This window comes from Arthrobacter sp. NQ4, from assembly GCF_029077345.1.
Taxonomy (GTDB): domain Bacteria; phylum Actinomycetota; class Actinomycetes; order Actinomycetales; family Micrococcaceae; genus Arthrobacter.
The window spans coordinates 37,022-55,749 of record NZ_JARETC010000009.1; the positions used below are offsets into that span (position 1 = coordinate 37,022).

At 60.8% G+C, this 18,728-nt stretch carries 16 protein-coding genes; 5 read left to right on the plus strand and 11 right to left on the minus strand.

Annotation, left to right across the window (positions count from 1 at the left end):
* The 3 genes from PUN51_RS15020 to PUN51_RS15030 are packed head-to-tail and all read right to left on the minus strand — an operon-like array spanning nucleotide 1 to nucleotide 3,248.
* On the minus strand, nucleotides 1–1,509 hold the full coding sequence (locus PUN51_RS15020; protein WP_275181502.1) for a sugar ABC transporter ATP-binding protein: 1,509 nt from the start codon (nucleotides 1,507–1,509) through the stop codon (nucleotides 1–3).
* 53 nt (nucleotides 1,510–1,562) lie between these two features.
* Nucleotides 1,563–2,723, minus strand: coding sequence for a substrate-binding domain-containing protein (locus PUN51_RS15025; protein ID WP_275181503.1), 1,161 nt, complete (start codon nucleotides 2,721–2,723; stop codon nucleotides 1,563–1,565).
* A gap of 42 nt (nucleotides 2,724–2,765) precedes the next feature.
* Complete coding sequence (locus tag PUN51_RS15030; protein WP_275181504.1) at nucleotides 2,766–3,248, minus strand: hypothetical protein; 483 nt, start codon at nucleotides 3,246–3,248, stop codon at nucleotides 2,766–2,768.
* Between the two features lie 220 nt (nucleotides 3,249–3,468).
* Between PUN51_RS15030 and PUN51_RS15035 the strand changes: the two genes are divergently transcribed.
* The 4 genes from PUN51_RS15035 (at nucleotide 3,469) to PUN51_RS15050 (ending at nucleotide 6,428) form a co-directional block, all read left to right on the plus strand.
* Entirely contained in the window at nucleotides 3,469–4,536 is a 1,068-nt protein-coding gene (locus tag PUN51_RS15035) for a LacI family DNA-binding transcriptional regulator (RefSeq protein WP_275181505.1), read from the plus strand.
* A 118-nt stretch (nucleotides 4,537–4,654) separates the two neighbouring features.
* Complete coding sequence (locus PUN51_RS20760; protein ID WP_275181506.1) at nucleotides 4,655–4,996, plus strand: winged helix-turn-helix domain-containing protein; 342 nt, start codon at nucleotides 4,655–4,657, stop codon at nucleotides 4,994–4,996.
* Complete coding sequence (locus PUN51_RS15045; RefSeq protein WP_275181507.1) at nucleotides 4,993–5,442, plus strand: UTRA domain-containing protein; 450 nt, start codon at nucleotides 4,993–4,995, stop codon at nucleotides 5,440–5,442. The genes PUN51_RS20760 and PUN51_RS15045 overlap by 4 nt, the downstream gene beginning before the upstream one ends.
* A gap of 182 nt (nucleotides 5,443–5,624) precedes the next feature.
* A complete protein-coding gene (locus tag PUN51_RS15050) occupies nucleotides 5,625–6,428 on the plus strand; it encodes an alpha/beta fold hydrolase (protein WP_275181508.1) in 804 nt (267 codons plus the stop codon).
* A gap of 50 nt (nucleotides 6,429–6,478) precedes the next feature.
* On the opposite strand, the gene PUN51_RS15055 is transcribed toward PUN51_RS15050, so the two are convergent.
* From PUN51_RS15055 to PUN51_RS20850, 4 genes are all read right to left on the minus strand, one after another.
* On the minus strand, nucleotides 6,479–6,823 hold the full coding sequence (locus tag PUN51_RS15055; RefSeq protein ID WP_275181509.1) for a hypothetical protein: 345 nt from the start codon (nucleotides 6,821–6,823) through the stop codon (nucleotides 6,479–6,481).
* A gap of 90 nt (nucleotides 6,824–6,913) precedes the next feature.
* Complete coding sequence (locus PUN51_RS15060; RefSeq protein WP_275181510.1) at nucleotides 6,914–7,036, minus strand: hypothetical protein; 123 nt, start codon at nucleotides 7,034–7,036, stop codon at nucleotides 6,914–6,916.
* Nucleotides 7,037–8,319: 1,283 nt separating this feature from the next.
* Nucleotides 8,320–8,649: a hypothetical protein gene (locus PUN51_RS15065; protein WP_275181511.1), complete on the minus strand. Its 330-nt coding sequence runs from the start codon at nucleotides 8,647–8,649 to the stop codon at nucleotides 8,320–8,322.
* A gap of 17 nt (nucleotides 8,650–8,666) precedes the next feature.
* Nucleotides 8,667–9,017 carry a hypothetical protein gene (locus PUN51_RS20850; protein WP_275181512.1) on the minus strand — a complete coding sequence of 117 codons (351 nt, stop codon included), beginning with the start codon at nucleotides 9,015–9,017 and terminating at the stop codon, nucleotides 8,667–8,669.
* A 722-nt stretch (nucleotides 9,018–9,739) separates the two neighbouring features.
* On the opposite strand from PUN51_RS20850, the gene PUN51_RS20855 reads away from it, so the two are divergent.
* The gene (locus PUN51_RS20855) at nucleotides 9,740–10,381 is read left to right on the plus strand and encodes a DUF6308 family protein (protein ID WP_374114958.1); all 642 of its coding nucleotides are present in this window, start codon (nucleotides 9,740–9,742) and stop codon (nucleotides 10,379–10,381) included.
* A 423-nt stretch (nucleotides 10,382–10,804) separates the two neighbouring features.
* Here PUN51_RS20855 and PUN51_RS15075 read toward each other — a convergent pair whose 3' ends face one another.
* The 4 genes from PUN51_RS15075 to PUN51_RS15090 all read right to left on the minus strand — a co-directional run bounded on the left by PUN51_RS15075 (nucleotide 10,805) and on the right by PUN51_RS15090 (nucleotide 18,726).
* Nucleotides 10,805–10,939 (minus strand): hypothetical protein, encoded by a 135-nt coding sequence (locus tag PUN51_RS15075; protein ID WP_275181513.1) that lies wholly within the window; start codon nucleotides 10,937–10,939, stop codon nucleotides 10,805–10,807.
* A gap of 242 nt (nucleotides 10,940–11,181) precedes the next feature.
* A complete protein-coding gene (locus PUN51_RS15080; RefSeq protein WP_275181514.1) occupies nucleotides 11,182–11,589 on the minus strand; it encodes a very short patch repair endonuclease in 408 nt (135 codons plus the stop codon).
* A gap of 80 nt (nucleotides 11,590–11,669) precedes the next feature.
* Complete coding sequence (locus PUN51_RS15085; protein WP_275181515.1) at nucleotides 11,670–13,085, minus strand: DNA cytosine methyltransferase; 1,416 nt, start codon at nucleotides 13,083–13,085, stop codon at nucleotides 11,670–11,672.
* Between the two features lie 61 nt (nucleotides 13,086–13,146).
* Nucleotides 13,147–18,726, minus strand: coding sequence for an ATP-binding protein (locus tag PUN51_RS15090; RefSeq protein ID WP_275181516.1), 5,580 nt, complete (start codon nucleotides 18,724–18,726; stop codon nucleotides 13,147–13,149).
* Nucleotides 18,727–18,728: the final 2 nt, after the last annotated feature.

Below are 18,728 nucleotides of genomic sequence, written 5' to 3' on the forward strand. Positions count from 1 at the left end.
TCAGACTCCCTGTACTGCAAGTTGGAGATATTCCTCGTCAGCGATCTCGCTGCGGGGGATGTCGCGGATGATGGAGCCGTCCTTGAGGACGAGGACGCGGTCGCTGACCGCGAGTAGTTCCGGGTATTCGGAGGAGATGACGATGACGCCCTTGCCGGCACTGGCAAGCTCCCGGATCATGTCGAGAATTTCGCTTTTGGTGCCGATGTCCACCCCGGCCGTTGGCTCGTCAAGGATCAGGATGTCCGGATCCGTGCCCAGCCACTTGGCGATGACCACTTTCTGCTGGTTGCCGCCCGAGAGAAGCCGCACCGGCCGGTGGGGATGTGCCACCTTTACTGCGAACCTTTTGATCAGTGACGAGGACAATTCCTTCCCCTTTGCACCGTCCAGGAGGGGTCCCCGCTGGATCTGGCCGAGGAGGGGAAGCAGCAGGTTGTCCTGGACGGAGTGCTCCAGGACAAGGCCTTGGGCCCTGCGGTCCTCCGGGATGAGGGCCACTCCGGCGTTGATGGCCTGCTGGGGCGAGCCGAGGTTGACCTTCTTGCCCCGCAGGAGGATTTCGCCGCTGTCCAGCTTGTCAATGCCAAACAGGGCACGGGCGAGCTCGGTCCGCCCGCTGCCCATCAGGCCGGCGAGGCCGAGGATTTCACCGGGCCGGAGTGTGAACGAAACGTCCCGGACCCGTTGCCCCGCATTCAGCCCGCGGACTTCCAGCAGCGGCGCCCCGTCGTGGGCCGCATGATCACGCGCACGGTAGGAGAGCTGGCCCTCGATCTTCTTGCCAACGATGCCTTCCACGATCTGTTCGGGTGTGACATCCGTCAGTGGCGCGGTGAGGAGGTGGCGGCCGTCGCGGAGGATGGTGATCCGGTCTGCGAGCCGGTACACCTCATCCATGCGGTGGGAAATGTAGATGATGGAGATGCCCCGCTGTTTCAGGCGGTCAATGAGTTCGAAGAGTGCTTCGGATTCATGCCGGGCAAGGCTGGCGGTGGGCTCATCCATGATGAGCACCTGGGCATTCTGTGCGAGTGCCTTGGCGATCTCGGTCAGCTGCCAGTAAGCGGTACCGAGCCGTGCGACTCCGGCGCGTGGGTCGACGTCGACCTCCATCTCACTGAACACTTCCCTGGCCCGGCGCACCGAGGCACGGTCGTCGATGAGCCCGCCAGTGCCGCGCGGTTCGGCGGCGAGAAAAATGTTCTGCGCAACGGTCAGGCTTGGTACCAGGCTGAACTCCTGGAAGACCATGCCGATTCCGGCAGCCTTCGCGTCCTGGATCGTGTTGATGGCGGTGGGCTTGCCTCCGATGAGGATCTCGCCGGCGTCCGCCTGGTAGACGCCCTGGAGGATCTTCATGAGTGTGGACTTCCCTGCGCCGTTTCCTCCTGCGAGCGCATGGACTTCACCCTTGCGGACGTCGAAACTGACATCCTTCAATACGGGAACGCCGTTGAAGCTCTTGGAAATTGAGCGCATCTCGACGACATTGTCTGCGGTATTCATCGTTGCCCTTTCGGCGCGGTGCGGGGACGGGACCCCCGCACCGCCGGTTTTGGCTACTTCTTGTAGGAGTCCTGGATGTCCTTCGGGGCGTCCTCGTGGTAGACCTGCTTCCAGGCATCCAGGACGTTGGAGTGGTCAACCGGAAGGGCGCTCAGCGCCACATAGGCGGGCGCCTGCTTGCCGATGAGCGCCCCTGCGGCCAGCCGTGCTTCCGTGACACCCTGGTCGAACGGAACCTGTGCTCCAAGGCCTACGACGAGTTCGTCCTTGGCCAGGGCAATCGCGACGTTCTTGCCGAGGTCCTCCGTGGCGATCTTCAGGTCCGGCCGGCCCGCGGCCCTTGCTGCGGCCATGACGCCTTCTGCAGGAACATCCCAGACCGCCCAGATTCCGGAAAGGTCGGCGTACTTGCTGAGCATTGCATTCGCGGCGGCCTGGGCATCACCGGCGAAGTCCGGCCCGGCAATTCCCTTTTCCTCGACGATCTTGATATCCGGGTATTCCTTCGTGATCGTTTCCTTGAATCCCTGGTAGCGCTGCTTGGTCACGAAGAAGTCGGCCTGGTGGAAGACGACGCCGATCTTTCCCTTGCCGCTGAGGGCTTTGGCCATTTGGTGGGCCGAGACCACGCCGTTGCCGTAGTTGTCGGCGGAAACAACAGAGACGTAGTCCTTGCCGGCCGTCAGGCCCTGGGGGATGTTGTCCATGAAGACGAGCTTGGTTCCGGCATCCGCGACCTTCTTGTAGGCGGAGGCCGTAGCCACGGGATCCGTGGGGATGGAGACCATGATGTTCGGGCTCTGCGACATGACCGTCTCGATGTCCGAGACCTGCTTGTCCGGCTTGAAGTTCGCGTCAGTGGTGGCAATGACCTTGACCCCGAGCTTTTCAAACTCGCTCTTTAGTCCGTTGATCTGGGCGGTGGCCCAGTCGTTGCCGCCGTAGTGCATCACGATGGCAGCTTTGGCGTTGAGCGCCTTGACCTTGGCAATCTCGTCAGGAGTCAGGTCTGCCGTGGACGCCGGGGAGGGCGTCTCGCCATTGGGGCCTTTGCTCAGGACCTGTCCCTTGATGGCGTCAAGGGCCTGCTGGGCTTTGACGGACACACCGGCATCGGGAGCGTTCGATGAGCCCGTTGTGGAGCTGCTGCAGGAAGCGACGGAAAGGGACAGGGCTGCGGCAAGGGCCACAAGGGGAAGCCTGCGGATCATCATTGTTCTCCAGTGCTTGGGGTGGGTGGTGTGGATGCCCGGAATTCAGGCGAGGGCGATGGCCAGGGCCGGCGGAACCGGGGACAGGACGAGGCCGCCGGAGGCCGATGCTGTGCGGATGGCAGTGGCCTTGTCTGAAGCTCTCAGGAGCGCCTCTGCATGTACTTTGTCGACGAAGAAGCCCATGGAACACGGACCGTGGTGGGCTTGAACCCACTTCACTGCCTCGTTGGCCGCCTTCGCCATGTCGCCGCCCGCTTCCGCGGCCGGGCGTTGGATGGTGGACACAGATGCGGGTTTGCCCGAGTTGTCGACGGAGACCACCAGGCTTGCCCAGAGACGGTTTTCATCAAAGATTCCGATGGCCGCCGAGGAGCCGGCGGGGACAAAGGTGCGGACTGCGAGTGCCAGGTCGCCGGCCGGGGTGTCCCTCAGGAACGCTTCGAGATTTGCCCACTGGTTCTGGTCGATGTCCCGAGGCCCGGAGTTCGGTTCGAGCGCGAGTTCGTCCACTATACGGCTGGTCATCCCGCGCCTTTCTTCATCGAAATATCTTCTCCGTAAACGATTACGAGGTGACCGTAAACGTTTACGGACATCATCGTAAACGTTTACGGAGATACGTGTCAAGCATCACATTGAGAGCTGGTTTGGGGACGGGGAAATCCCGACCGACGTAAGATCAAAGCGCACGGAACCAAACGGGATCAAGGGGGTTCCGTTTGCGCTGTGCAAGACAGGAGAAAGCGTGGCCGGCATAACTGTTCCGCATCAGGCGACCGAGGAACTGCCCGGTGCCTCACGGCGCCGGAAGCCCACCATCAATGACGTGGCCAGCATCGCAGGCGTCTCCTTTGGCACGGTTTCGCGGGTACTCAATGACGCACCGGACGTGAGCGCGGCAACGCGGCAGCGGGTTCTGCAGGTGATCAAGGACATTGGGTACCGCAGGAACCGGGCAGCCACGGCGCTGGTCACCAGCCGGTCCACTTCCATCGGCATACTTTCCGACGGCTCCCCGCGGTTCGGCCCGGTGGGGACACTCATGGCACTCGAAAACATTGCACGCAAGAAGGGGTACGCCACCACCGTCATCAGCGTCGAACGGCCTTACGAGGAGTCGGTCCAGACCGCCCTCGACACCCTGGACGATAACGGCGTTGGCGGAATCATCGTCATTGCCCCGGTGGTGGACATGGCAGCAGCCGTATGGAACGCTTCATGCCGCATCCCCGTGGAGATGATTGCGGCGGGAGCATCATCGACCCCCAACGTCTTCACCTATTCGGAGAACCAGGAACTGGGCGCGCGGCTGGCCACCCAGCACCTGATCGACCTGGGCCACACCGACATTGCCCACTTCGCCGGCTCCATGGAGTGGTTCGACGGCCGGGTGCGCAAACGCGGGTGGGAGGCCGCGCTGCGCGACGCCGGGCTGACACCAGGGCTCTGCCTCGAGGGCGATTGGAGCCCCGGGTGGGCTTACGAGACTGCACTCCAGCTCATCAGGGACAAAAAGGTACCCCAGGCGATCTTCGCCGCCAGCGACCACACCGCTCTAGGCCTGATACGCGCCTTCGCCGAACATGGGATCCGGGTGCCGGAGGATGTGAGCGTGGTCGGTTTCGACGACATTGAAGGCTCAGACTACTTCCTGCCTCCCCTGACCACTGTGCGCCAGGACTTCACCGCTTTGGCGCTCATGAGCATGGAAGTGCTTCTTGGTGCCATGGAAGGGCGGGACGTGGACCGCACCCCGATCGCACCCACCCTTGTGGTCCGCGACAGCACCCGCCAGGCCACCTCCCCGAAGTAGAAACCGCCGGAAGGGCGACGGCGAAGAGTGCCTCCGGCTGCCGCTTGTCCAACAAACGGGTTCAACGTGTTCCAGGCTGGAATCCCCCGACCAATCCACCAAAGAGCGCGGCTAAGAGGTGCACCAGGACGCCGCCCGGTTCCTGTCCCGGCCGGTGGCAGCCCAGCCCGGTTCGCCGCTGCGGGTTGCCGTGTACTCGCACATCGCCGAGGCCATCCGCAACGGCCTCCTCAAGCCCGGGTCCATGATCCCCACCGAAACCGAACTCGGCGCCGACATGAAAGTCAGCCGTACCGTGGTCCGCGAAGCCCTCATGCTCCTGGAGGAAGACGGGCTGGTGAGGGCGCGGCGCGGCGCGGCGTCGGACGCTTCGTCTCGGAGACGCTCCCCCGCATCGGCATCGAACGCATCCGCCCGTTCGAGGAGGTCCTCGCCGGCCCCGGCCGGACCCTCGAGGTGAAGCGCACCCAAACCATCCGCCAGGCCGCGTCAGAATTCGTCGCCCCCGGCATCGGCGTCGACCCCGGCACAGAATCCTGGCTCTGGAAATCCGTCCTGTTTCGGGATGGCGAGGCCATCGCCCACCTGCAGGAATACTTCACTGCCCAGCCGGTGAGCTTCGGCAAGGGTGCCGCCGCACCCCTGGAGATCAAGGACGACGGCGGCAGCACCTTGCTTGCCACGCTCAACACCCAGCTGGGCCGGTTGGCCGGTCCCGGCGAGTGCCAAATCAGCCTCAGCCAGGTGGGTCCCAGCCGCGCGAAGCTGCTGGGCTTCCGCCCGTCGGACCCGGTCCTGGTGCTGACGCAGTACGTCCGGCACGGCAACCGGCCCTTCTACCTGGCCAAGTGCCTGGTGTCAGCCCAGGCGGGCCATCTTTCGGTGATGCAGCAGTTCCAGTCCTGAAAGCAGCCCGAACCTACAGCGCCACATACCCCGCTGCCTTGCACGCGTTCACCCGGCCACGCGACCAGTATTAATGCGGCGCTGCCCGGCGTCAGGCGGCGGAACCTGCCGAGGCGAGCGCCGCCGTCGTGCCTTCAAAATGGCCAGCAGCTTCCCCACCCGCACCGGCGTATGGTTCTTGCATGGAACCGATTCGGGTCATCCTGCTTCCTGGTTCAGTGCTCCCCGCGGAGCTTGCCTACAAGCGCCTGATTGAGGCGCTGGGTCCGGGCGTGCAAGCCGTTGCCAAGGAGCTGGAGCTGTACAAGGGCGATGACGTGCCACCGGGGTGGAGCCTGGACACCGAGGTGGATGGAGTCCTCAGGGAAGCTGACGCCCTGGGCTGGGAGACCTTCCACCTCCTGGGCTATTCCGGCGGCGGCGCGGTGGCCCTGGCGTTGGCTGCCCAGCTCCCGGAACGGCTGCAGAGCCTGGCCCTGCTGGAGCCGGCGTGGGCAGGGAACTGGGATTGGAGCCCCGCCTACGCGGAGCATTGGAGAAAGTTCGGGGAGCTGGACGCCCTCCCGCCGGAGCAGTACATGCCGGCGTTTATGCGGCTGCAGGTAAGGCCCGACGTCGTCCTGCCGCCGCCCGAGGCGGCTCCCCCACCGCCGTGGATGGCCAAGCGGCCGGCCGGGATCAGGGCCTTCATGCAGACCTTCAGGGACTACCACCTGGACAGGTTCCGGCTTGCCGCCTTCAGCAAGCCGGTGTTCTTCGCCCTCGGCGGCCTCAGCCATCCGGATGATTTTGGCGAGCTTGCGGCCAGGCTGGCGCGGGTCTTCTTTCCCGACTTCCACCTGGAGGTCTTCCCCGGGCGCCACCACTTCGACCCGCCGCACAGGACGGAGCCCGGGCGGCTGGCGGAGGCGCTGCGCCGGCACTGGGCCTCCGCCGAGGGACGGCCCGAAGGGCATCGGCTGGCGTCCGGGTCCCAGAGCGTTTAGGCCCAGTGCCCGTGGCAAAGGCCGCAAGCTCCTTATTTGCTGCAGCTGGGTCAGTGTGCGGTGCCCGGCGGTGGGGCCTGCCGCACGTCTTTGGTGTGTACCCTCTTCCGCAGCACGATCCTGGCGGTTACGGCTGCGATGAGGCCGGCAAGGGTTACCAGCTGCACTTCGTCGAAGGACAGGCCGTCGATGTTCGGCTGGAGCTCCTCCCCCGTTGCCCAGCCGAACCAGACTTCGCTGACCAGAATGCCCGCCAAGAAGTACCCGGCCGCCGCATAGAGCCACAGCCAGCGCGACACACGCCTGCCCACGATCCAGTGAGCCACCAGGCCGAAGGCCAATGACATGGCCGCGAGCAGTCCCAGTCCGGCGATTCCCAAGTCCCAGCGCTCCACGGCCCGCCACCTCCCTGCTTCCCGTGGTCCTGCCGCCAGTCTCGCGAAGCGTGCTCTGTGGGTGTAGAGGCCATGGTCCCGCCATCCGGATTAGGCGACTGAGCCTGCTTCGGCGAGTGCCGTCGTCGTGGTTTCGACAGGCTCAACCACCGAAAAGTGCCCCAGCAGCGTGTCCACCAGTTGCGGGGCGAAGCCCTCCTCGAGCGAGAGCATCACGCGGCACCTCGCGCCCTTCACTTCCGGATAGCCCTCGTACGACGGTGTGGTGAGATCGGAACCACCAGCATGTTGACTACGGTTCTGGGAAATGAGGCGGTGACGCCCGTCCGGCCCTAAAGCGCCAAAGCCTCACCTCAAGGATTCAAGCCGATACGCGTAGTGGAGAGCCGCTGGCCAGGGGCAGCAGTATCACCGGTAAATGGGAGACATGGCTGCTGGATGGGCCCACCCAAGGAGGCTGTGACCAAGAACTCCCGGTGCTTGGCTACCCATTCATAATGCCGGTCTGGCCAGGCAGGCTTTCAATCACCATCCGATTACTACGGGAATTGCGACCGGCGAACTGGTCCGTATACGAAGTACTGCCGTTCTTCGTATACGGACAAAACGCTGGAAAGCAGTATCAAGATTTGGTGAAGAACGGCCTAAGATCGACGCAGGATAGCATTGGATGGCGTCCATTTTTTGAATCTAGGCTTTTCGCCTTAGATACGCATGACAAGATATCCGAATGACGACGTATAACCGGCGGGGGCATTACCGGCGTGGCAAGAACGGACAACTTGTTTGGGTCTCCAGCCACACGGTTACCAGGGCCAGCGGGCAGACGTATTCGCCGCGCTCGTCAACTCGCTATACGATGACTGCGTCTACGCAGACGCCGACTAGCTACCAAACGCCAACTAGCTACGGCAAACCCGTCACTCGGACGATCCGAATGCCTCGATCCACCGGCCTGGTCCGGCCGAACGCTGTGTGCCCCGTCTGCGGCGCCCAAGTCTATTTCTACTCCAATGAGCATGGCAGCCGCGTCTACTTCGATGAGGTTGGCCCGCCTTGGCCAAAGCACCCATGCACTGATAACTACAGACGTGACACGTCATCGGGACCATCTTCAAGCCGACGTAGCGCACCCGTCCTCTACCCAGCTGAAGTCGGTCGGCGGAAAATGCACACCGAGCGAGTTCCCGACTCTATAAGACGTAAGGCTTTCACGGTTGTCCACGTCAGGCACTCCGGGGACTGCACTGTTCTCGGGCTGCAACCGATTTATCAGAATGCGTCCCCGCAGGAGTGGATAGCGGCACGGCAGATCTCCGTTCCAGTCGGACAGCTGGTGTTCGTGAACAACGGCTCTGTGTCCTACCTGGACGAGGGCCTCGGAGAGGTCGTGAGCGTCGTGGTTCAACGGAATCGGACTGCACCCCGGGAGCCGCTGTTCAAGCGTCTACAGGAGTGGTGGAACAGCTAATATGTGTGCCTGCTAATGAGAACGCCTAGTATTGCGACTCGCCACCCCACCCCCGGCCTACCACCTGGCGGATCTCGCGGCACGCAAACTGGTAGCCGCGCAGATGGCCCAGCCCGCCGTCGTACGTTCTGAATCCTCCGCCATCATCCCACAGGGTGTAGAACAGCATGCGTGCAAAAGCCTGCTCGCGCATGCCGAGCTCCGCGTAGCGCGGCGCGTCGGCGGCAACCAGCATGGAATAGGCGGCGGCACGTTCCGGATCGTCCACGTGAATCAGCGCGGCCATGCGGCCCAGCAGCTTCTTCTCCTCCGCATCCGACAGCTGCTCGAGCTTCCCGCGCAACACGGTCTCCAAGGGTGAAAGCCCCTCGATCAGTCCTGCGAGCCGGAGGTAACCGGTCCACGAGTCCCTGGTGGACCGTAGACCATCTTCACCTCATTCCCCGACCGCTCCAGGTAGGCCTCCAGCTCGGTTTCGGCATAAGCAGCAATGTCCCTGACCAGATGGGCCGGGTTGAACCGCAGCTGTGCCTTGATGTTGTCCAGAACCACATTCTGCGCCACCCGATCCAGCACTATTTGCGAGCCTGACGGCAGGTAGGGGAACTCGTCCTCGACAGCCTTCTCCAGCTCCTTCCGGCCGTAGCCGGTCAGCGCCCGATAGCGCAGGTCAAAGCGGAACTCACGGCGCTGCTGGCCCATGAAGTCCAGGACCGTCAGCACGGCTTTGCCCTCGGCCCGCCGGAGCCCGCGTCCCAGCTGCTGGAGGAAGATGAAGCCCCCTGATCTCCGGCCATAGTTAGAGAGCCGGGGTCATCTTCGTCGCCCTGTCCCTTGCGAGGTTCCCAACCTGACCCGACGCCACCCGGCATCGGTTTCAAGGTCCTGTCGTGGGTTGTCCTGAAAAACGACCAGTGCGGTTCGCCCGACACGCGGCGATTCGGGGCAGGCAAGTCTCGAGTTGCTTTTTTGGTGCGTAGCACCTCGGGGCGCTCTCGCTTCTCAGCCACCAACTTCTGCGCCTGCGATCGGTGTCCCGACCTCGACGCCGTAATCTCGTCCCCAACTGCGTTACGACGTGCCTGCGGCTTTTTACGCTTCCGCTTTACAACAGAATTAGAAGCTGCTTTCCCAGAGCCAGGGCACAAGCCGCCATTGCGGGCCGAATGCGCGATGACCTTACCCAACACCGGCTTGGCCGTGAGTGGCTTGCCGCAAGTCTGGCATCGCCATCCAGATTCCTTCGAACTAACCGCCCTCGCCACTTTTCCTCCCCAGTTATCTCTCGTAAAACTACAAGCACTTCCTCTGCAGCGCCAAAACCCACTCCCCTTTCGGCGTCAGACATGCACCGCTGAAAAGACTTAGTTAGTCGGTCGCACCCACGAGCCGACAGTGAGAGTTGCCAATCGCGGCATTTTTGCAAGGGCTAATAAGCTGACTCAATGACGACACTTAGAGTTGGCGGGGCGATTGTTGAATTTCACGAGGCAAAGAGCTGGGCTTGGACTTACTTGCATGAACGTCCACGGACGTCTGCATATCCGGCTTACGACGGGTACCCTGGGTCAGGGGATGATTTGGTTGGGGCACAGGATCTACTCGCAGTCGTTTTGCTGAACGTCTCGAATAACCCCATACCGGTTTACTATGGACTGGAAAGTCTCACCCCGTCCATCAACGATAGGCTTCGGGACCCAGCGATGGTTGGCGAACTGGCCGGCGCCGATTTCACTACCTTGGAGGCAATCGTGCGCCTTTTCGGGTTACTGGAAGCCATGCCGGCTAAGTATGTTCGACTCACGACGCTATCCAAAGTTCTTCACCGTAAGCGTCCTCACCTAATTCCGCTATTCGACGACAACATCGGTTATTGCTACAGCGAGTGCGCAGGCGCTCCCGTTCCTTTCGAAGATGGCAGGAGCCGCGCGGATTATCGGCTGAAATGGCTTCAGGCTGTTCAAAAAGACCTCGCGAGCCAGCTCCCCTACTGGAAAGAAATTGCAGATCTGGCTCCAGGGCCCAAAATTACACCTCTGCGGGCTCTGGACATAATAGGGTGGGAATTGGGCAATCGGAGGAACTGAGCAGACTTGGCCCCCACCGATTTCTGGTCCACTGCGCAACAGCTGCCGCAGTGCATAAACGTCCTCCGACACTGACCGGTGCGGCTTTCATGTGAGCGGGATGTGCTGCAGCCGTGCGCCAACGAGCTTGGCTGCCTGTTTGGACGCCGCTACTCCCAACTTCATCATCTGGGATAGGCCGCGGCACGTTCCCGATAGTCCACTGAATCAGCGCGGCCATGCGGCCCAAGAGCTTCTTTTCCTCCGCATTCGGCAATTCCTCGCCGCGCAACACGATCTCCAGGGGTGAAGGCTACTCCGTAGCCCTGTCTTGGCGGAGGTAGCCCGTCCACGAGTCACCGGTGGAGCGGTAGATCACCCCAAGGTCGTTCCCTGACCGCTTTAGATAGGCCTCCAGCTTGGCCCCTGAATATGAAACGATGTTCAGGACCAGCTGCGCCCGGTTGAACCGGAGCTGCGTCTGATGATGCCCAATACCACCTTCTGCGCCACCCGGTCCAGCATGATCCGGGAATCAGGCGGCAGGTACGGGAACTTGTCCTTGACAGGCTTCTCCACGCTCAGCTTGAACGCACTGACTGGAATGCGGGCAGTGCTCGACCAGACAGAATGCAGCGGTCGGAACGCTCCTACTCGTAGTGACCACCCGGCGAAAGGACGTCAGCGGGCGCTCTACACGCATTGCTACGCCGAGCATCAAAGAAGCGGATAAGGATCAGCCGGTAGTCAAGTCCTGTTGAAAATTACCCTGCACGACCCGCTCCTTGCGTCGGGAGGAGGGCCGTCAATGAATGTCTGTGCTATCCCAAAAACAGCTTGACGCGGCGGATAACGTCGTCGTTGGCCAACACTTCACATTCCCAGACATCTAGGTAGTTCCACCCTTGCTCCCGGAGTTGTATCCGCTGACGGGCGTCCCGCTCCTGATTTCGCAGTCGCTTGTCTGCCCAGAACTGAGTGTTGCTTTTCGGCAGCCGTGACCCGACCGGACAGTCATGTCCATGCCAAAAGCAACCGTTGACAAATATAACCTTCCTGCGACCGGCAAATACTAGATCCGGCTTCCCTGGCAATTGGCGATCATGGAGGCGATACCGAAGCCCGTCGCGATGCAGCACGCGCCGCAGCATGATCTCAGGCTTGGTATCTTTGGAACGGATTTTTGCCATGTGGGCACTTCGCCGCTCGGGGCTCATGAAGTCCGCCATATTCATATCCTAGTTCCACCTCGCTCGCGCAGATGGTCGCCGAAACTGCGTGCTTCGGACGAAACGCGTAGTCGCGGGAACTAGGGCCTGACGTCTGGCCGCCTGTACTCGTCCAGCAGCCCCGAGAGAAGCCTGCCCACTGCAAGCGACTGCCAAGGTGACACCGCGTTCCCCACCTGGGTGTACTGGGGGACCTCCAACTTCCGCCGATGCGCGCCAGTGGTTTCCCTGCCGAGAAACTCGAACGAATCAGGAAACCCCTGGAAGCGTGCAAGCTCTCGAACTGTAAAAATCCGGGACTCCATGGGATGCACATAGTCGTCGGGCAGTGTGACGACGGTCCGGCTCGGTTCGCTGGCGCTGAGCACTTTCTGGCTGTGTTTCCGCGTCACAAGCTCGACACCGAGTTCCACAAGCTCGTCCAACGAAGTGATCGTCCTTATTGCTGCCGGCCGCGCCGAACATTGGAGTTGCAGAGGAAATTCGACATTCGCTAAAGCCCGCTTAGCCATCGACTTCTGGCCTTCGAGATCCAAGTAGCTCATCTGGCTCAGCAGTCGCTGGTCAATGCCATTGCGGTGCATCATGCGGTAGAAAGAGAAGCGGGTGACAACTGTATCGGTGTGGCGTCTGGGAGTTTGGTTTGGAGGATCGGTTGCATCGTCACGGCGTTTAGGTCGTACCGCCTCCTCCGCTTTCCTCAGTCCGGCCAGGTACTCCCCGTTCCTGCCAGAGTCCGTGGCGTCCCAGCCTCCCAAATCGGAGATGGCATCACGAATAGTGAATGCACGACCAGAAAGGGTGGTCGGAACGGGCGCTAGCGCCGGGATATCGCCGGCAAGATCGGCAAAATTAGACTTCCAGATGCCAGTCGTCGCCTGTATGCGAAGTTTGTTAGCGACATCACTCCTCAATGCAATCAGCATGAGCCTAGGCCGAAACTGGGGGGCCCCATAGTGCACCGCGTTGACACGGACGGCTTGGACAACGTATCCAGGGCCGATGTTGGTGAGGGCGGCCTGCAGCTGGGAAAAGGAGGATTCCTCGCCCTTGACAAAGCTCTGGCTCATTCCCACAACGTTTTCAATTACGACCGCTTTGGGCTCGGTCCGCTCGACGAAGTCGAGATACTCCCAGGCAAGTCGGTTCCGTAAGTCGTCCTTGAGCCTACGGCCAGCCAAAGAGAACCCTTGGCACGGAGGACCCCCCACCACGGCGTCGAGATCCTGCTCACTGAATCTCTCCATGAGGCCGTCATCGGCGAGCACGTTGGCCAGCTCACTCACTACAACTTTGCCTTCAAACTGACGCCGAAGGCTCCGCTGCACATATTGCTGCCACACGCGCACATCCGAGGCATCCGCGACATAGTTATGGAAGAACGTTCGAGCGGCCATGTCTGACTTCTCTACGGCGGCGACAAGTTCGCCCCCCGCCCGTTCCATGCCCAAGGAGAGACCACCACAACCCGAGAACAGGTCAACGAACTTTATCACTGATACATTGTGCCAGAGTCAGACCCCGTTCCGTGGGCACCGCGCAGCGTTGCCCAAGACATCACAGCCCGTACCGCTCGTAGTATGGCACCACGCGAATGAACCGGCCTTCGTCACAACCAAGGGATTTGTAGAGCACCTCGTGCTGACGCAAGTCTGGGATTCGACGAGGCACGTCAGGCGACAGGTCCGGCAGACCCAGGGCAGCGAGCTCGCGCCCGCTCACTGATGGCACTTTGTGGATGAACCATGTCCGCAGTGGCTGGCCGTAATTCTCCCGGCCTTCCCTGAAATGCGAAAGATACTGGGACGCCAGCATGACGCCGTAGCCAAACTGTCGACCCTGCAGCATCAAATCCATCAGGACCTGAAAGTCGTACCGCATAATGTTGACTGCTTCGTCGACCAACAGGAACGACTTCAGGTAGCGAAGTTGCGGGTTGGTCCCCTGGAACGGCGGCTTGTTAGTCCTCAACATGTTGTCGTAGTACAAGTTCAAGAACAGAGCCACGAGGGCATTCTTGGCGCTTTGGTCCGGACCTAGTCGGTCAAGCGCGACAATGAGCACTTTGCCCTCGAGCAACTCGCCAAAGGGTTTTAGAACTGATCTGTCGGTACTAAAAATCCCACTGAGTACGAAGCTGTCAAGAATGGATGACACGGAATCCGGATTGCCGGACTTCTCCAGATACTCGGCCCTCACCTCAGCAAGCGTCGGAGGCCTGTTGTCATTCTGTTCATAAAGCTCCCTAACGGCCTCGTTCAAGAGACTGGCTTGCACGGGACCAACACCCCGATAAATCTTCCTGAGGACATCGACGAAGGCTGCCGCCTGCTGGTATGGCAGCCTCGAATGCTGCCCGGTTACAGGCATGAAGACGTTCACCGGTATCTGGTGTGGTTCGAGGACAACGCCTCCGATTCGACTTACGAACTCGTCCTTTTGGAAGTCGCCCTTATAGTCAAAAATCAACATCGATGTCGGCTCCGTTGGCTGCTTTTCGCGAGCTTGCTCCCGGATCTGGGAAATGAGGGCCTTTACCAGTTCCGTCTTGCCTGTTCCAAGGTCGCCGACGATACCGACATTCATTTGGTTCAACTTTGTATTGCTCGGCCAGAAATCGACTTCGGATTTTCCCAGCGATCCCAGGATGTTGCCCACGTTGATTCGCACGCCCTCCCCAGCTATGCCAACCCTCGAGCCTGTCTCCACATCCAAAGGCCGCCCTGACTCTGCCTCGTCCGACCGGGTCTGGGCTTCAGCGCCCACCGCCAACGATCTGGGCGGCTCCTCCTCGCCCCCAATTCTGGCGTGCTCTGGCTCCTGACCGGCGAAGTTTTGACCTGCGGATCCCGTGAGGTCACGTTCCGGGCCGACCAGGTCTTCGTCCGAGCCACCCGGGACGGGAAGCTCCCCACCGACTGGCTCGGCCGCAGACCAGTCGACCAGTTCGCACCAGCGTTCTGTAATTGGGCACGGATCAGCCGAGTCCAACGCTCCAAAGACAGTGCCGGTGTCTGCCAACAACGCGCCGACTTGGAATTCTTCGGTGCCCACGCCGCCTGCGTAGAAGGCATCACCCGTGGACGTTGTAGCGCCATGTTGCAGGTACGTCAGGAGCGGCCTGCCTACACGGACCTTTAATCGGCCATCGACCAAAGCTGCAAGGCGCTTGGCAAAGTCCCCCGGGGAACCAGCGAGAATGGGGTTAAGGCGCGCCGCGGTCTCAACCAACGTGGCCAGGCTATTCATCCAAATGACCCTGTCCGCACCCGAAACTTCAGCAGCTTTGAGCTCAATACCCGCCAACAATCGATAACTGGCTTCAAGTTGGGAAAGGGGTTCTTTTAGCGCGGCCGACCCCGGGCTGGGCAGCGTGGAGCCCGTGGAGTCACCCTTGAGTCCATAGCATTTGATCTCCACGGGAGAAAGAACGATCTGATTTTCATCCATGTCTATGAAAAGTAAGTCCGCACGGCGCTGGTGCTGGCCGTGATTGGCCTGCCCCGAAAGCGTGCGCAGGAAGTAGTCGGCAGCATCAATCGGTAGAACAAAACGGTTAGTTCTTTTGGAAAGAGCCTTATCGAAAAGCCCAAACGTCAGGAAGAATCCCAGAGCGCCTGCTACATGCGTCCCACCCATGGAGAGGAGCGACGATAGGCCCACTCCACGACTACCAAGTCTCGACATGACCGAAGCCTTGAGGGCAGCCGTGTCCTGCCGGCCGGTTGCTTTCGTCAAGAGACTTTCAAGTTGGTGCCCGAAGCTATCTGGAACTTTGGCGATGGATACAAAAGGACGACGTTCCATAAAGGGAACGTCTGCGGAGCGCTCGAAAACGGGTGGACGCCATTCCCACAACATCCGCGCCCCTTCACCGTGCACATCCATCAGCTCAGCCATGATGGCCGGGCTCAGGAACGACTCACCCATGACCGTCCAGTCCGCCGTCGCGTCTGCCACGTCCCGGCGCATCATCCCTGCTTCGACGACAGGGGCAGAATCATCAGATTCACACGCTGCGAGTGCGCGACTAAATGGGCCCCACCCCATCTCACCTGGAACGGCAGGCTCGCTTAGGCTGAGTCGCCGGTCCGTCAGTTTGTTCAGGTTGCTTTCAAATCGGCGAAGAGGCACGCTGCCGAGCACGCCGTGTGCATTCCCACCCTCTCCTACCCGAACGGTCGTGCCTGAGTCCTGAAGGAACCGTATGTTGCACCACGCCTTTGAATCCGGACCTGGTGTGTATCGGGACCAGGTCAACAGCATGTCGCGATTCTCGCGGACCAACTTTGTGACCGCGTCTCGTGGTACAGGCCCTTCACGTCTAACGGAGTCGAGCACCCTCAGCCCGCCCATCAGTCGTCCAGTATCGTCTTTGCCCCATTCCTCTGCGACAGCTAGAACCGAATCGTCAATCTCGGTAAGACGAATCTGACGGTCTTGGGCGTGTAGATCTACTGTCAACGTCGTGATGTGGGGATGCATCCTGCGGAAGGATCTCAAAGCTGCATCAACAGCGGTAGCGTTGAGTCCACTGACTGCTGTCCCTGGCGTTACCGCGTTTCCAATACGATCCGGCGCCGACAGCCGCCGAGGCCGTGATTTCCCTGGGGGAAGCATCATTGACCAACCTAGGAAGATCTGATCCTCCCCCGAGTCAGTAGGAACCGCCAACATTCGTCCTGAGCTAGTCTCGCCAGGACCTACGAGCGGGAGGTTCCAACCTTCGATCGAGCCTGCATGCTGGACTGAATTCACGGCTTCAAAAAGAACGTGTTCCGCTCCCGCTAGCCACGCGAGCCTAAGGGGATGGAGTGGACTCAGAAGGACCGCCTGACAGCCTTCATCGCCGCGGACGTCCCAGACGCTGACGGACATGGGATATGCCGCCCAAAAGACGTTTTCGTCCTTCCCTGTAGCGCGGGCGGCATCGACAAGTTGCGCGTAGGCCTCGAGATACTCTCTCAATACTGGGGAAGCCCAAAGCGACCGCCAAGACGTCCGTGACGGCCATTCGAAATCTACACCCTCACCGTGCACATCCTGTCGTCGGAGAAGGTCGCCCATTTTGAAGGCCCGAAAAGCGTCTCGGAACCTCGCTGCTTCGGCGCCGCGTACAAAGTCCTGATCCAACTCAAAGTAGCTAACACCGTCCAGGGCTTTCCGCGCGGCATCCGGCATGAGAATTGCCCCCGCGTCTTGGGGGCGCGCATCCCAGACCGGCGTGGACTCGTTACTCGGCATCATTATGTGACCAAGGGCCGCGATTACGGAATCGTCCCCTGAGACTAGCCGGCTGGCATAGAAGGCCTCAGCCTGCCCTCGGACTGACCCCTCCGTCGCTGGTTTGGGCCGGTCCGGTTCAACCTGCTGCTTTACTGCCGCAGCGAGGAGCGCGGATTGGTGGCCGCCTCCTGCTGCAACAGGCCTGACACGGAAGGTATAGCCATTCGCCACAAATTCGTTGTCGCCAGTGGGAGCAAAACGTAGTGGAAAGAGTCCCTTGAGCACGGGATGCACCTTGACTGCAACCCCGTCCAGCAGTGGTTGATCCTCGGCGTCAGGGTGCCACAGCATTGCTTGGTAACCACCCGCAACCTCCGGAAGCTCCTCCGCGAAATCCTGCGAGTGTTCATCGGGGTCGGATGACGGGGTCCAATCCATTGGCCCCAGATATGTAACCTTTCCTAGTGCACCCGATTTCTTAAACGGGGCCACGGCCAGGAACGTCTGCATGCCAGAAAAGACAAATGCCTTTGTTATTAGGTCATTTCGGACCCAAGGAGCAACGGGGTCGTTGGTCGAGAGCGAAACCCTGAGCGACACGAGCCGGAATGGCGCGGCACTCCGTCCATTACCGCGGGGCTTGACAAATCGGCCAACGGCAATAAGTCCCCCGTCTTCTGCCAAGTCAACGCTGCCTACCCAGTGCGCGATGTTTGCAGGAAGGATTTGTATGGTCAGCCCTGACGTGCGGGCAACGTCGGGTTCTATCGGCTCCAAAGTTGGGATACGAATCGTCAGGAGCTCGGATTGAAGCTGGCGCCCACCAGCTGATCCATCGGACGAAAAGGGAATCAGGAAGGGACTTTCCGGAAGCTCCGGGTCGAGCACGAGTGACCCACCTCCCGAGAAGGCAATATCAATCCTCGCGGATTCGTTGTCCTCGCGGGCTGGACTCCTAAACTGCCCTTCAGTCAATTCCGAGAATCGCTCAATGTTTTCTGGCGAAGCTCCAATGACTTCGGCCAGCCCCAACCATGCATTGCCCTCGCGGGATACAGTTTCATCCAAATTGTCGATACCGAAGTCTTCAAGGGGGTGCGTGCCCCCGGCTGCCTTCACTTCCGGGCGCGTAGCGAGCTGTCCCGCGCTCATCCGAAACGCTTCCTCGTCGCCCCAGTTCTCAGCAAGCGAATCCCCGAGCGCCACAGCTGCGGATGCAGAGGTCAGGAACGACTTTGCTCCCCCAAAAGTGGGCTTGGGCAGGGCAAAACAGGCGTACACATACTTTGCCAAGGCCTCCGGAAGGTCTAGAGGGGAGCCAGTAACCCTCAAGTGGTCGAGCGCTACCCAGAGGTTGCTGATTCCTCGATCGACATGCGCGAACCAAGCTGCGTTCCAACTCCGTCCAGTGTCCCCCGAGCGTGAATGAACGGTCGAAAGTGTGGACAGGCAGGGCGCAAGTACTTGCGAGCAGCGTGCCCGTTGGACGTCGCTCACTCCGTCAACGCCGAATTCTCCGACGAGCTCATCGACTATTAGGTCTGAAAGCTCGGTGAGAGCCACTGGACCTTCGGCCTGCTCGGGAAAGCTCTGGCCGAAGACCTCGCGGAACACTTGGACGAAGGATGATAGGTCTGGTTGGCGTCCATACACGACCGCCAAGTGGTCGCCTTGACGGTATTGAATAGTGTGCTGGGGAGTCACGCGGGGACAGCTCGCATCGTCCAGAGACGAAGGCCCTGCCGTGACTAGAAGGGCAAATGGCGGTGTCGCCGGCCGCGCCAGGTTGGCAGAGCGAACGATTTCTTCGGCGGAGTCCCTGCCGATACCCTCCGGTAGGTGGACGTGGACGAGGCCGTTCGTTGTTGCAAGGGCGCGTCCGAGAACTTTACTCAACGAAATGGATGCCATGA

Coding starts and splice junctions, on each gene's coding strand:
- PUN51_RS15030 (WP_275181504.1), bottom strand. CDS start 3,248: ATGACCAGCCGTATAGTGGACGAACTCGCGCTCGAACCGAACTCCGGG.
- PUN51_RS15090 (WP_275181516.1), bottom strand. CDS start 18,726: ATGGCATCCATTTCGTTGAGTAAAGTTCTCGGACGCGCCCTTGCAACA.
- PUN51_RS15050 (WP_275181508.1), top strand. CDS start 5,625: ATGGAACCGATTCGGGTCATCCTGCTTCCTGGTTCAGTGCTCCCCGCG.
- PUN51_RS15060 (WP_275181510.1), bottom strand. CDS start 7,036: ATGCTCTCGCTCGAGGAGGGCTTCGCCCCGCAACTGGTGGACACGCTG.
- PUN51_RS15025 (WP_275181503.1), bottom strand. CDS start 2,723: ATGATGATCCGCAGGCTTCCCCTTGTGGCCCTTGCCGCAGCCCTGTCC.
- PUN51_RS20855 (WP_374114958.1), top strand. CDS start 9,740: ATGACGACACTTAGAGTTGGCGGGGCGATTGTTGAATTTCACGAGGCA.
- PUN51_RS15080 (WP_275181514.1), bottom strand. CDS start 11,589: ATGGCGGACTTCATGAGCCCCGAGCGGCGAAGTGCCCACATGGCAAAA.
- PUN51_RS15020 (WP_275181502.1), bottom strand. CDS start 1,509: ATGAATACCGCAGACAATGTCGTCGAGATGCGCTCAATTTCCAAGAGC.